We start from the raw sequence: 13,335 nt of genomic DNA, 5'->3' as shown, positions 1-13,335 counted from the left end.
GGCCGATCGAGGATTATGCCGCCAGCGCGCCGATGTCGGCCAGCGCCTGATCCAGCGGCATGACGGCGGCGTACTTCTGCGCCATGTCGAACAGGTTGGCCTCGTGCGGCGCGAGCGCGCGGTCGCCGCAGCAGTCGGACACCACCAGCGGCCGGAAACCGGCCTGCATGGCGTCGACCACGCTGGCGCGCACGCAGCCGCTGGTGACGCAGCCGGCCACCACCAGCGTCTGCACGCCGCGCTGCGCCAGCCACGGCGCCAGCATGGTGCCGTAGAACGCCGACGGCGTGCTTTTGCGCACCACGTACTCGCCGGGCGCGGGCGCCAGTTGCGGCACGATGGCGCTGTTGTGGCTGTCTTCCTTCAGGGTCAGCATGCCCGGCACCTTCAGGCAGAAGATGTTGCTGTCGGCGTCGTCGTCCGAGAACACGATGCGGCTGTGGGCCACGGGCCACCCTTGTTCGCGCGCATGCGCCAGCAACGTCCGGGTGCGCTCGATGGCCTGCGGGATGTTGCCGCCGCCGAACACGCCGGGGTCGGCAAAGCCGTTGACGAAATCGATGATGAGCAGGCCGAACGGCGCCTTCAGCGGCAGCGGCGTGCCGAAGCCCTGGCGGGCATAGGCCGAGATATCCCCGGCGGGAACGGTGGTGGTCATGCCAGCTCCTTGCGGCGGGCGGCGCGCGCCAGCCCGGGTTCGTCCTGCACCACGCCGTCGATGACGACGGCGCGATCATCCAGCGTCACGGTGCAATGGCGCATCGGGATGTCGATGTGGCAGGCGGTGGTGCGTTGGCCGCCGGCCTCGTTGTTGGGCCCCATGGACCAGAGGAAGTTGCCCTCGAAGGCGCGGGCGTCCATGCCGATGTGGGTCTCCTTGCCGTAGTGGCCCAGCATCGACCAGTGCGCGCGCGGCTGCAGGCCCCAGCCGATGTGCGAGACGGCGTACGCTTCCGGGTCTTCATACGAAGCCATGTAGTCGCGCAGCACCTCGGCTTGCAGGCCGCCCTGGATGCGGGTGACGTAGCCGCGTTCCATGGTGAGGGTGATCGGGTCGGTGACGTAGTCCTTCATCGGCAGCAGGATGTCGCCGCGGTCCAGCACCACCTGGCCGTTGCTGTGGCCCTCGTCGGGCCAGGTCAGCACGAAGCCGCTGGGCCAGTGGTCCCAGCGCCCCGGTTCGTCGACGAAGCCGTATTCGGATATCGCCGGAAAGCTGCCCAGGCGGCATTGCAGGTCGGTGCCGGCCCGGGAGGTGATGCGCATCTGGCTTGCCTCGGCGATTTGCGCGGCGGCCGCGCGCACGCGGGCGCGGTCGGCCTCGGTCGGCACCAGGCGGCACAGGATCTCGGGCGGCTCGACCGCCAGCAGGATCTTGGTGCCGCCCTGCAGGATCTCGTGCTGCTCGGGCGAGAACAGCAGCGTCATCAGGTCCAGCACCAGGTCGCTGGCCTTGAGCGCGGCGATGGCGGCGGGGTTGCCGGTCAGCGGCGTGGTGCCCAGGTAGGCCAGCGAGTCGCGGCTGAGGGATTTTTCGCCGTTGACCGGCGGCAGATCCAGGCGGTTGACGCGCGCGCCCATGTCGCCGGCGGCGGCGATGGCGCAGCGCAGCGTCTGCGGATGGGTGTCGGCGCCGGTGAGCACGGTCACGGTCTGGCCGGCTTCGAGGCGGGAAAGCGTGAGCACCTGTTTCCAGGCGCGGATCAGGTCGATGTCGCTGACGGGCATGGCGGACTCCTGTCCGGTAAGGGGGAAAAGGGGATTCAGCCGCGCGGCTCGAGAAAGTCGCCCAGCGCCTCGTGGAAGCCGGCCTCGTTATCCCACGGGATCATGTGGCCGGCGGCGGGCACGCGCCGGTGCAGGGTGTCGGGCGCCAGGCCCTGCCATTCGGCCACGTCCTCGTCGCCGACCACGCCGCCGTTCTCGGCGGTCATCAGCAACTGCGGCACGCGCACCCGCGGCAAGTCGGCATGGATGTCGTCGCGGCCGAAGTCCTCGAAGCTGCGCACGATGGCGGGCTCGTGGCAGGTGTGCAGCCATTGCGCGCGCAGGCGCCGCTGTTCCTCGGTCCAGGTGGGGCAGAAGGCGCGCATGGCCTCGGCATCCATGCCGTGCGTGGCCTGGCGGATCGAGTCGACGTACCAGGCCAGCTTGGCGGGGTAGGGGCGGCGGCCCGGGCCGGAGACGGGCGGGTCGACGATGACCAGCCGCGTCAGGCCGGCCGGCTGGCTGCGTGCCGCGCGCACCGCGATGCGTCCGCCCATGGAATGGCCCATCAGGGCGTAGCGCTGCAGGCCCAGCGCCTGCGCCAGGGCAAGCACGTCGGCGGCCTGCGCGTCCAGGCTGTAGTCCAGGCCGGGGTCGGCGCTGGACAGGCCGCGGCCGCGCACGTCCAGCACATAGGTGTCGTAGCGCCGGCCCAGGCGCTCGGCCACGAAGCCCCAGGTGACCGCCGGGCTGGTGATGCCAGGGATCAGGATGAGCGCGTCGCGTTCGGCGCGCGCGCCGTCCGCGCCGCCGTAGCGCAGGTAGTGCTGGCGGATGCCGTTGGCGTGGACGTTGGCGCCGTACAGGAAGGTGCTGGATGGTTGGCTCATGCCGTGCTCCGGGTGGGTCGATGCCAGGACGGGATCCGACGGTCATTGCTTGCCCCGCGCAGGGCGCGGATCGAGCGTGATGACGTGAAGCGCGGATCCATCTTAGGGTTTTCGATAAATTAAAAAAACAGTGTAGACGCTCTATTCTTGCAAACAGCGAGGTGAATCGCAAAGCCGATGTTCATAGTGGTTTTTACCTATATGTGCATAAAAATGCACTGTTTTGGACGCAGGCGAACAGTTTCGGATCCACGATGGTGCGGTTTTCCATCTGGAAAAAATAGAGTGTATGCATAGAAAAGTAGGAGAGCCTCTTGTCTAAATCCCCCCGCATCGCCGTGATCGGCGCCGGCCTCGGTGGCGCCGCCACCGCCTCGCTCCTGCTGCAGGAAGGCTTCGACGTGCGCGTGTACGAACAGGCGCCGAGTTTTTCGCGGCTGGGCGCCGGTATCCACGTCGGTCCCAACGTCATGAAGATCCTGCGCCGCATCGGCATCGAGGACGCGCTCAACGCCCAAGGGTCGCACCCCGACTACTGGTACAGCCGCCACGGCCTGACCGGCGACGTGCTGGCGCAGATTCCGCTGGGCGACTACGCCGTCAAGACCTACGGCGCGTCGTACCTGACGGTGCACCGCGGCGACTTCCACGCACTGCTGATCGAGGCGCTGCCCGAGCGCGTGATGGCGTATTCCAAGCACCTGGTCGGCGTTACCGACCGCGGCAACGACGTCGAGATGCGCTTTGCCGACGGCAGCGTCGAGCATGCCGACATCGTGATCGGCGCCGATGGCGTCAATTCCCACATCCGCGAGGCGCTGCTGGGGCCCGAGCCTCCCAAGTACGCCGGCTACCTGGCCCACCGCGCGGTGTTCCCCACGCCCGAGGTCAAGGCCGGCATGCTGCCGTTCGACGCCTGCGTGAAGTGGTGGACCGATGACCGCCACATGATGACGTACTTCGTCACCAGCAAGGCCGACGAGCTCTACTACGTGACCGGCGTGCCGGTCGAGCAATGGGACCTGAACGACCGCTGGCTGCCCAGCAGCAAGGACGAAATGCGCGAAGCCTTCCAGGGCTGGCATCCCACGGTGCAGGCGCTGATCGACGCCACCGTCGAGGTCACCAAGTGGTCGCTGCTGGAGCGCGACCCGCTGCCGCTGTGGAGCCGCGGCCGCCTGGTGCTGCTGGGCGACGCCTGCCACCCCATGAAACCGCACATGGCGCAGGGCGCGGCCATGGCCATCGAGGACGGCGCGATGCTGGTGCGTTGCTTCAAGGAAGTCGGGGCGCATAATCACGAACTGGCTTTCGCGCTGTACGAAGCCAACCGCGCCGAGCGCGCCAGCAAGGTGCAGCGCATTTCGCACGACAACACCTGGCTGCGGACCAATGAGGACCCGAGCTGGTGTTTCGGCTACGACGTGTTCAGCGAGCCGCTGGTCGAACCGAAGGCCAAGGCGGCGGCCTGACGCGCCCGCCGTCCTTCATCCACCAGACCTTCGCCACGCACACCATGGGACATCCCGCCAACACCCCGCCCGCCGCCGAGCCGATCGGCCTGAAGGTCAACGGCAGCGTCGTGCGCGTGGCGGCGCCGCCGGCGACCTCGCTGCTGCTGGTGTTGCGCAACGATCTGGCCCTGAACGGGCCCAAGTACGGCTGCGGCCTGGGCGAGTGCGGCGCCTGCACGGTGCTGATCGACGGCGTGGCGGCGCGGTCCTGTGTGATTCCGGTGAGGGCGGCGCAAGGGCGCGAGATCACCACGCTTGAAGGCCTGGGTTCGCGCGAGCGGCCCGGGCCGACGCAGCGCGCCTTCATCGAATGCCAGGCGGCGCAGTGCGGCTATTGCCTGAACGGCATGATCATGACGGTCGAGGCGCTGCTGCGCCGCGACCCGGCGCCGTCCGAGCAGGCGCTGCGCAGCGAGCTGCATCACAACCTGTGCCGCTGCGGGACGCATGTCGAGATCATGCAGGCGGCGTTGCGCGCGGTGCAATTGCGGGCCGAGGCGGCGCCGCGCGGGTGCGAAGGGGCTGGCGCATGAGCGCGTTGCTGCCCGAGGCCTCGGCGGGCGCCATCGCGCCGCCGTCCGATCTGCTGCATGGACTGGCTCTGTGCCCGCCCGCGGCCCGCTGGGACGGCACGCGCTATCGCGGCAGCGCGCTCGAGAGCGTGAGCCTGGAGCAAGCGCGGGCCCAGGCGGGCGTGGTGGCCGTAGTGCGGCGGGAGCACTTTGTCGGCGTGGTGGCGGTGACGCCGGCGCATGCGCGGCAGGCGCTGGCCTGCATGGCGCCCGTGTGGCGCGGCGATGGCCCGCCTGCGCGCGAGGCAACCGTGATCCGTTCGGAAGTGGATCCGGACGACCAGCGTGAGTATCTATGGCGATCTACTGAAACGGCGTCCGGCGCGCGTGTCGCGGCCTGGTACCTGGACGGCCGACTGACGCTGTGGCTGCCGCCGCCGGCGCCCGCCTCGCAGGCCTGGCTGCGGCGCGAGCTGGCGGCGCTGATGGATTGTCCCGGGCACGCGGTGCGCCTGGCCGACTGGCCGCAGGGCGCGGCCGAGGCCGGCCTGCCGCCGCACGCGCTCGATCTGCTGGACGCCGCCGCGGACGCCGCGCTGCTGTCCGAGGCGGTGGGGCGGCCTGTATGCGTGGCCTGCCGGCCGGCGGCCGCGACCACGCTGGCGTTGCGCGAGGCGGACCTGGCGGCGGGGCCGGCGCTGCGTTCGCGCCACCCCTGGGCCGTGCGCCCCAGCCTGGCGCGCCTGCTGGCGCGGCCCGGTCACGCCCAGGCCTGCGGCCAGGCCACGGTGCAGGGCGACAGCCCGGTGCTGGCGCCTGCGGCATCGCGGGATCTGCCGCACGCCAGCATCGACGAATTGAACGCGGCCCAGGTGTTCGCCGGCGAAAGCCTGTGGCACGAGCGGGCGCTGGCGGCGGGCGAGGATCCGGTGGGCTGGCGGCTGCGGCACATGGCCGATGATCGCGGCCGCGAACTGGCGCGCCAGGTGGTGGAACAGGCGCAGGCGGCCACGGCGCAGGAGGCCACGTCGGCCGCCGACGGCCTGCTGCGCGGCACCGGCCTGGCCACGGCGCAGGTCCGCTGCGAGGCCGAGGATGGTTCGGCGCAGATGGTCTGGAGCGCCTGGGTGGCCGACGTGGCGATCCAGCCCGCCACCGGGCGCATCGAGGTGACGCGCGTCGTCGCCGGCCACGACAGCCAGGACCTGCGCGCGGCGCAAGGCGCGACCACGCGGCTGGCCATCACGCGCCAGCAACCCGAGCGGCTGGCCGATGCCCGCCGCCTCATTGCCGGCCCGGCGGCGTTCGACGATTGGCGCGGCGCCGAACCGATGCCCTCGACCGCGGGCCTGGATGCGGTCGCCATCGCGGCGCCGGACGTGCCCGGCCCGTTGCGCGAAGGACGGCTGGACGTGGATGGCGTGCTGACGCTGCCCGCCGCCGCCGCCATCGCCAACGCCATCCAGGACGCCACCGGCGTGCGCCTGCGGCAGGCGCCGTTTGACGCCGGCCAGTTGCGCCTGGCGCTGGCGGACCGGCGCACGGCCGGCGGGAAGGGCGCATTGCGCCGGGGCTGGGGCTGGCTGGCGGCCGGCGCGGCCGGACTGGCGGCCATGGCCACCGCGTTGTGGCCGCTGAAGCCGGCGCTGCCGCTGACGGCCGGGCCCGACGCTTCTTTGTATTCGGCGCAGGCGATCGAGCGCGGCCGGCTGGTGGCGGCGGCCGGGGACTGCGTGGCCTGCCACACCGCGCCGGGCGGCGCCCGCAACGCCGGCGGCCTGGCGCTGGAGACCCCGTTCGGCGTGATCTATTCCACCAACATCACTCCCGATGCGCAGACCGGCATCGGCCGCTGGTCATACGCGGCCTTCGAACGCGCGATGCGCCAGGGCATCCACCAGGACGGCCGCCAGTTGTATCCGGCGTTTCCCTACACGGCCTATGCCAAACTCAGCGACGCCGACCTGCAGGCGCTGTACGGCTACCTGATGTCGCAGCCCGCGGTGGCGGCGACGCCGCCGCGCACCGAGCTGGGCTTTCCGTTCAACCTGCGGCCGCTGCTGGCCGGCTGGAACCTGCTGTTCCACGATCCCAAGCCATTCACGCCGGATCCCTCGCAGGACGCCGAATGGAATCGCGGCGCGTATCTGGTGGAAGGCGTGGGCCATTGCGCCGCCTGCCATTCGCCGCGCAACGCGCTGGGCGCGGAGAAGGGCGGCCTGGCCTACCTGGCCGGCGGCCAGGCCGAGGGCTGGAACGCGCCGGCGCTGAACCGTCTGGCCACGGGCGAGCGGGCCTGGTCGGGCGAGGAACTGTTCCAGTACCTGCGCACCGGCTATTCGCCGCGCCATGGCGTGGCCGCGGGCCCCATGGCACCCGTGATCCATGGCCTGGCCGAACTCCCGGCCAGCGACCTGAAGGCCATCGTCACCTATCTGATGGCGGTGCCGGGGCGGACGCCGTCGTCGGCGCGCGCGACGGCGACTGCCACGGCCACGACCACGGCCACGGCAAGCGCCGCCGCGTCGGCCAGCGTTGTGTCCGCCCCGGCGGCCACGACCGCTACCGCCGCCGCCACCAACACCGCGGTCCCCGCGCCCGCGGCTGTCAGCGAGGCCATCACGCTGCGCCGCGCCAGCGGCGAACGCATCTACCAGAACGCCTGCGCCGTCTGCCATGAGGCCGGCAGCGGGCCGACCCTGTTCGGGGTCAAGCCCCTGCTGGGCCAGAACACCAATCTGCACGCCGCATCGCCGGACAACCTGATCCAGGTGATCCTCCATGGCATCCAGGCCCCGGCCGACGATGCCCTGGGCTACATGCCGGCGTTCGGCAACAGCCTGGACGACAGGCAGATCGGCGATTTGATCGACTATTTGCGCGCGCGGTTCGCGCCGGAGGAAGAGGCTTGGCCAGTTGACACGACGACCATAGGCAGGCTGCGCCAGCACGCGCAGCAGCAGTAAGGGGAAGACGGGGCAGCGGATCGGCCCATGGCGGGTCCGGCCGCGCCTCGCGACACAACATCGCGCGCATCGGTTTTCCATCGACGCTTGTCCGGCGCCGAGGGGCGCGGTCGACCTTCGCATCCGCGAAGCCGGCCATGCGCCGAACCGGGGCCCGACGCCTTTCCAGGCGCGGATCCCGCGCGCGGCACACAAAGGGAATCACGCATATGTCAGCTTCATTCATCACGGTGGAACAAGGCATCAAGACCGCCGGCGTCGGCAAGTTCCAGTACCGGCTGTTCATGATTTTCGGGCTGGTCTGGCTGGCCGACGCCATGCAGGTGCTGTCGATCGGCTTCAGCGCGCCTTCGATCGCCCGCACCTTCGGCATTCCGGTGCCCGAGGCCTTGCAGACCGGCACCGCGTTCTTCGTCGGCATGCTGATCGGCGCCTTCGCGTTTGGCCGGCTGGCCGACCGCATCGGCCGCCGCCCGGTGCTGATGATGGCCGTGGTCATCGACGCCTGCGCCGGCGTGGCCTCGGCCTTCGCGCCGGACTTCGCCTGGCTGCTGTTGCTGCGCTTTGTCACCGGCATCGGTGTCGGCGGCACGCTGCCGGTGGACTACACCATGATGGCCGAGTTCCTGCCGAGCGAACGCCGCGGCCGCTGGCTGGTGCTGCTGGAATCGTTCTGGGCCCTGGGCACCATCTGCCTGGCGCTGCTGGCCCTGGCCGCGCTGTCGTGGGGCGACGATGCCTGGCGCGTGATCTTCTTCGTCACCGGCCTGCCGGCGCTGATCGGCGTGGTGCTGCGCTTCTACATCCCCGAGTCGCCGATGTACCTGAACCGCAACGGCAAGTCGGGGCAGGCGCGCAAGGTGCTCGAACGCGTGGCCCGCGTCAACGGACGTCCGACCGACATCCCCGAGCTCAAGCCGGAACTGCATGAGCGCAAGCCGCTGTCAGCGCTGTTCTCGAACGCGCTGCGCCGCCGCAGCATCGCGCTGTGCCTGGCCTGGGCGCTGATCTCCATCGCCTACTACGGCGTGTTCGTCTACCTGCCGATCAAGCTCAGCAGCCAGGGCTTCGCCTTCATGCGCGGCCAGGAATTCCTGGTGCTGCTGGCGCTGGTGCAGTTGCCGGGCTTCGCGCTGTCGGCCTACGGGGTGGAGCGCTGGGGCCGCAAGCCCACGCTGGTCGGCTTCCTGATCCTGAGCGCGGTGGGCTGCATGCTGTACAGCCTGGGCACCTCCAGCTTCCTGGTGGTCGGCTCGACGCTGCTCATGAGCTTCGCGCTGCTGGGCACCTGGGGCGCGCTGTATGCGTTCACGCCCGAGGTCTATCCGACCGACCTGCGCGCCAGCGGCATGGGGCTGGCGGGCGCGGTGGCGCGCTTTGGCGGCCTGTTCGCGCCGGCCATCATCGCGCCCATCATGGCCACCCACTTCACGCTGGCGCTTGCGGTGCTGGCGGCCATGCTGCTGGCCGCGGCGCTGTCGATCCGGGCGGTCGACGTCGAGTCGCGCAACCGCGCGCTGGACTGATCCGTCAGAAGGGCGGCGCGCATCCGGGAGGACGCGTGCCGCTCGCACGCCGGAAGCCCGGACGCCGGAAGCCCGGACGCCGGACGCCCGGACGCCGGAAGCCCGGACGCCTCATTCCCCGGCGTCGCCCTCGATCATCTTGCGCAGCAGGAATTCCAGCGCCACGCGCTCGGCGGGATTGAGCGTGCCATAGGTGCTTTCGGTGATCTGCAGGGCGAAGGGTTCCATTTTTCGCACCAGCTCCTGGCCCACCGGGGTCAGGTTGATCACCACCTTGCGGCGGTCGTGCGGGTCGTGGTCGACCCGCACCAGCTCGCGCTGCTTGAGCCGGTCCACCACGCCGCGCACCGTGGCCTGGTCGATGACCGTGGCCTTGACGATATCCGCCAGCGAACTGCCCTGGTTGTCGCGCACCGAGCACAGCACGACGAACTGCGCCGCGGTCAACTGCGAGTCGGGGATGTACTGCTGGAACAGGGCGGTATGCCGTTGGTACACGCGCCGCAGCAGGTGTCCAATCTGGTCGGAGAACAAATAGCTGTCCTTGTCGGGGGCGGACTTGTTTTTCACATTTCGCATAAGCCTATCCGAAGCCATACCCTGGGTACGATGATCTATCTCAATGGGATGTCCGGAAGTTTACGGGGCTTGCCGCCTTTGTGCCGACAGGGATCAGGTTTTTCGCAGCGCCGCCATGAAGCAGGCCACGGCCAGCACCGCGCAGGCGGCCGCCAGCGCATAGAACGCAGGCCAGCCGACGAGGGCGATCAATGCCGGCATGCCCAGCAGCGCCAGCGTGCCGACGAAGCGGCCCAGGCCGTACAGCAGCGCGTAGTCGGTGGCGGCCTGGCCGCCCGCCGCCCAGCCCAGGATCAGGCCGCCCATGACGATGTACAGGCCGCTGACGCAGGCGCTGATCGCGATCGAGGCCGCGATGGCCAGGTCGGCGTGGCCGATGTACAAGGCCATGACGATGGCCAGCGCGCCGGCCACGGTGGCCGCCAGCAAGGCCCACAGCAAGGGCCGCGGGGCGCAGCGCCGCAGCGCCGCCGGCAGCGCCAGGGCCATCGCCAGGTTGGCCAGCGGCGCGGCCACGCCCAACACCCAGCCGATGCGGGCCAGCGGCACGCCCAGGTCCACCAGCATCAGCCGGTTCAGGTTGAACAGCGCCATCAGCGCGCAGGTGACCAGGCTGATGCGCAGCAGGCGCCCGGCCATGGCCGGTTGCCGCAGGGCGGCCCGCAGGCCCGGCCTTGCCTGCCGCGCCGCCGCTGGCGCGGCGTGGTCGGGCAGGCGCCAGGCCGGCAGCGTCGCGAACGCCATCAGGGCGGCCAGCAACAGCAGCGCGCCTTCCCAACCCAGTCGGGGAAACAGGCCGACCAGCACGCCGCCGCCCAGCACCGCGCCCAGCGACAGGCCGCCGACCTTGGCCGCCGATGCCGCGCCGCGATGGGCGTCGGCAATGTGCTCGACCGTCCAGGCGTCCAGCGCCACGTCCATGGTCGCCACCGCCAGCGTCGCGGCCAGGCCCAGCCCGAACAGCGCTGCCAGCGGCAACGCGCCGCCCAGCGCGATCGCGGCCACCAGCAGCACCGCCAGGCCCTGCGCCGCCACGATCCAGCCGCTGCGCCGGCCCAGCCAGGGCAGGCGCCAGCGATCCACCAGCGGGGCCCACAGGAAGGTCACGCCGAACGGCAGGTACAGCGCGAATACCGGCGCCATCGAGGTCAGCGCATGGCCCTTGCCGCGCATGATCGGGCCGACGCCGCCCTGCACGAAGCCGAGCACCGCGCCAAGCGACACGTACAGGGCCGCGATGGCGGCCAGGCGCGCCCAGGGCGCGGCGGGTTGGCCGGTCCGCATGTCAGAACTTCCAGCTCATGCCGACGCCCGCCAGTCGTTCCTGTCCCAACCGCACAGAACTGACCGTGGGTCCCCAGCTCTGGCCCGCCACCAGATATCGCTTGTCGAACAGGTTGTAGACGAAGCCATAGATTTCCAGCGGCCCGTCGCGCCAGCCAGCGCGCAGGTTGACCACGTCGTAGGCGGGCAGGGTGAAGCTTTCCTTGACGTCGGCCGCGCGCGCGCCGACGTGCTGCCAGACGATCTGGCCGTTGAGCTGGCCGGGCAGGCCGAGCGGTCGCGCCGGCGCCTCGACTTCCACGCCCAGATTGGCGGTCAGGCGCGGCACATTGGGCACACGGTTGCCCGACTGGGCGCCAGTGGCGCTGCCGGCGGGCACCGAGACCAGTTCGGCATGGGTGTAGCCGGCGCCGCCGATCAGCTTGACGTTGGGATGCACGCGCGCCGCGAATTCCAGTTCGGCGCCCTTGCTGCGGTAGTCGAGCGAGGCGGGCGTGAACAGCAGGGCGGACGGGTTGAACACGATCAGGTGGCCGCGCTTGACCTCGTTCAGGAATACCGAGCCGTTCAGGTCCAGGCGGCGGTCGAACCATTGCGACTTGAAGCCCAGTTCGTAGGTCCAACTGGTCGAGGCCTCGAACGGCGTTTCCGGCTTGCCGGTCGGCGTGTTGACGGACACGCCGGCAAAGCCGCCCGAGACATAGCCGCGCGACACGGTGGCGTACGTCATCAGCGCGTCGCTCCAGTCATACGACAGGCCGGTGCGGCCGGTGACGAAATTGTCGGACAGCGTGTCGTGCTGGCGGAAGTTGGCCACCACCGCGGGGTTGCCGTTGCCGGTGTAGCGGTAGCGCGCGTCCTTGGCCTCGTGCGTGTAGCGCAGGCCAGCCAGGGCCTTCAGTTTCGGCGTCAGCGGCACGCTGGCCTCGCCGAACAGCGAGGCGCTGTCGGTCTTGATGCGGTTGGCCTGGGTGCCGTTCTGGGTCTGGAAGTTGAACGCCGCTGGCGAGGCCTTGGCGGTGGTGTCGTTGCGGAAGCTGGAGTGGAAGTAGTTGGCGCCCACGGTCCAGCCCAGTGCGCTGGTTTCCGGCGAACTCAGGCGCAATTCCTGTTGCCAGCTCTGTTCCTGGAAGCGGATGTCGGCGTAGTCGGCGTAGGGCACGTTGTACACGGACGCGGGCCGGCCGGTCATCGCCGAATAGATCAGGCCGTCGGTCAGGTCGAAGGCCTGGCGCGAGCGCGAATCCAGGTAGCTGGTCAGCGAGGTCAGGGTGAAGTGCTCGAACTCGTGCTCGACCTTGACGCTGGCGCTACTGTCCTTCCAGTCGATCTTGTTCTCGGGATCCGAGGCGGTCTGCGGAAAGCGCGGGTTCTGCAGCCATACGAAGCGCGGCGCGGCGGCCTTCTGCTGGTCGTGCGATCCGGTGACCGTCACCACGGTGTTGGCGCCGGGCGTCCACAGCACCGTGGCGCGCGCCGCGCCCACGTCGGCCCAGCCGTCCTTGCCGCCTGATGCCAGGTTGGGGGTGGTCCCGTCCACCGTGGTGTAGCGCAGCGCCAGGCGCGCGGCCACGGTGTCCGACAGGGCCTCGTTGGCGATCAGTTCGCCCAGCCGGTGACCGTGCGAGCCGATCTCGCCGCGTATGGTGTATTCGCGGTCGAACACCGGCTGGTTGGCGATCACGTTGATGGCGCCGCCCTGCGTGTTGCGGCCGAACAGCGTGCCTTGCGGCCCGCGCAGCACCTCGACCCGGTTCACGTCCAGCAGCGTCGGCGGCGCGCCGTAGACGGAGCGCGGCACGTCGTTGGCGTACATCACCACCGAGGTGTCGTCCGGCGACAGCGGCGCGAACGAGCCCACGCCCCGGATGGTGAAGACGTTGGAATTCTGGCCGCCCGTGTCGGTGAACGCCAGGTTGGGCGCCGAGCGCGCCAGGCCGGCGTTGCCGGCCTGCGGCGCGGCGTCGGCGCGCAATTGCTCGCCGTTCAGCACGGTCATGCCGATGGGCACGTCCTGCGCGCTTTCCTCGCGCCGGCGCGCGGTCACGGTGACGGCGGGCAGTTCGGTGGCGCCGGCCCGGGGCGGGTTGGAAGCGGCCTCCGACGCCGTCGTCGACGCCCACGCAGCGTCGGAGGCGGCTGCGGGAGGCGTTTGCGCCCGCGTTGAGAACGGGGCCAGGGTCAGCGACAACGCCAGCAGCAGGGGACGGCACAGGCGGCAGCGCGGGAGCGCGGGTGACGGGGGCAAGACAAACTCCAGGGTGGTTAATGAGAATTTGTCGCAATTCTATTGACTAAACGTTTGGTCAGTCAATTGATCAATGCGTTTCGCGCCCGTAACATGCCGGTTGCCGCAA

10 protein-coding genes are annotated in these 13,335 nt (G+C 70.2%); 4 read left to right on the top strand and 6 right to left on the bottom strand.

The annotated features are described in order from the left end of the window. Window positions 1–13: 13 nt before the first annotated feature. The 3 genes from AAID08_RS16060 to AAID08_RS16050 are packed head-to-tail and all read right to left on the bottom strand — an operon-like array spanning window position 14 to window position 2,597. On the bottom strand, window positions 14–658 hold the full coding sequence (locus AAID08_RS16060; RefSeq protein WP_175166885.1) for an N-carbamoylsarcosine amidohydrolase: 645 nt from the start codon (window positions 656–658) through the stop codon (window positions 14–16). Then, a complete protein-coding gene (locus AAID08_RS16055) occupies window positions 655–1,728 on the bottom strand; it encodes a 2,5-dihydroxypyridine 5,6-dioxygenase (RefSeq protein ID WP_175166886.1) in 1,074 nt (357 codons plus the stop codon). The genes AAID08_RS16060 and AAID08_RS16055 overlap by 4 nt, the downstream gene beginning before the upstream one ends. 35 nt (window positions 1,729–1,763) lie before the next feature. Then, window positions 1,764–2,597: an alpha/beta fold hydrolase gene (locus AAID08_RS16050; RefSeq protein ID WP_054502378.1), complete on the bottom strand. Its 834-nt coding sequence runs from the start codon at window positions 2,595–2,597 to the stop codon at window positions 1,764–1,766. Between the two features lie 314 nt (window positions 2,598–2,911). Here AAID08_RS16050 and AAID08_RS16045 point away from each other — a divergent pair, with 314 nt between their 5' ends. The 4 genes from AAID08_RS16045 (at window position 2,912) to AAID08_RS16030 (ending at window position 9,115) form a co-directional block, all read left to right on the top strand. Next, window positions 2,912–4,069 carry an FAD-dependent monooxygenase gene (locus AAID08_RS16045; RefSeq protein WP_064528902.1) on the top strand — a complete coding sequence of 386 codons (1,158 nt, stop codon included), beginning with the start codon at window positions 2,912–2,914 and terminating at the stop codon, window positions 4,067–4,069. A gap of 44 nt (window positions 4,070–4,113) precedes the next feature. Continuing rightward, complete coding sequence (locus AAID08_RS16040) at window positions 4,114–4,644, top strand: (2Fe-2S)-binding protein (protein ID WP_175166887.1); 531 nt, start codon at window positions 4,114–4,116, stop codon at window positions 4,642–4,644. Continuing rightward, window positions 4,641–7,589: a c-type cytochrome gene (locus tag AAID08_RS16035; protein ID WP_395756610.1), complete on the top strand. Its 2,949-nt coding sequence runs from the start codon at window positions 4,641–4,643 to the stop codon at window positions 7,587–7,589. The genes AAID08_RS16040 and AAID08_RS16035 overlap by 4 nt, the downstream gene beginning before the upstream one ends. Window positions 7,590–7,798: 209 nt before the next feature. Next, on the top strand, window positions 7,799–9,115 hold the full coding sequence (locus AAID08_RS16030; RefSeq protein ID WP_006385090.1) for an MFS transporter: 1,317 nt from the start codon (window positions 7,799–7,801) through the stop codon (window positions 9,113–9,115). A gap of 111 nt (window positions 9,116–9,226) precedes the next feature. Here the strand turns inward: AAID08_RS16030 and AAID08_RS16025 are convergent, their stop codons facing one another. The 3 genes from AAID08_RS16025 to AAID08_RS16015 all read right to left on the bottom strand — a co-directional run bounded on the left by AAID08_RS16025 (window position 9,227) and on the right by AAID08_RS16015 (window position 13,226). Then, window positions 9,227–9,694 (bottom strand): MarR family winged helix-turn-helix transcriptional regulator, encoded by a 468-nt coding sequence (locus AAID08_RS16025; RefSeq protein WP_026384857.1) that lies wholly within the window; start codon window positions 9,692–9,694, stop codon window positions 9,227–9,229. Between the two features lie 93 nt (window positions 9,695–9,787). Next, the gene (locus AAID08_RS16020) at window positions 9,788–10,978 is read right to left on the bottom strand and encodes an MFS transporter (RefSeq protein WP_395756609.1); all 1,191 of its coding nucleotides are present in this window, start codon (window positions 10,976–10,978) and stop codon (window positions 9,788–9,790) included. A gap of 1 nt (window position 10,979) precedes the next feature. Beyond that, window positions 10,980–13,226: a TonB-dependent receptor gene (locus AAID08_RS16015; RefSeq protein ID WP_395756608.1), complete on the bottom strand. Its 2,247-nt coding sequence runs from the start codon at window positions 13,224–13,226 to the stop codon at window positions 10,980–10,982. Window positions 13,227–13,335: the final 109 nt, after the last annotated feature.

The sequence above is a fragment of the Achromobacter sp. EB05 genome (genome assembly GCF_044232075.1).
Taxonomy (GTDB): domain Bacteria; phylum Pseudomonadota; class Gammaproteobacteria; order Burkholderiales; family Burkholderiaceae_B; genus Achromobacter; species Achromobacter dolens.
This window is presented reverse-complemented; position numbering and strand designations above follow the sequence as displayed.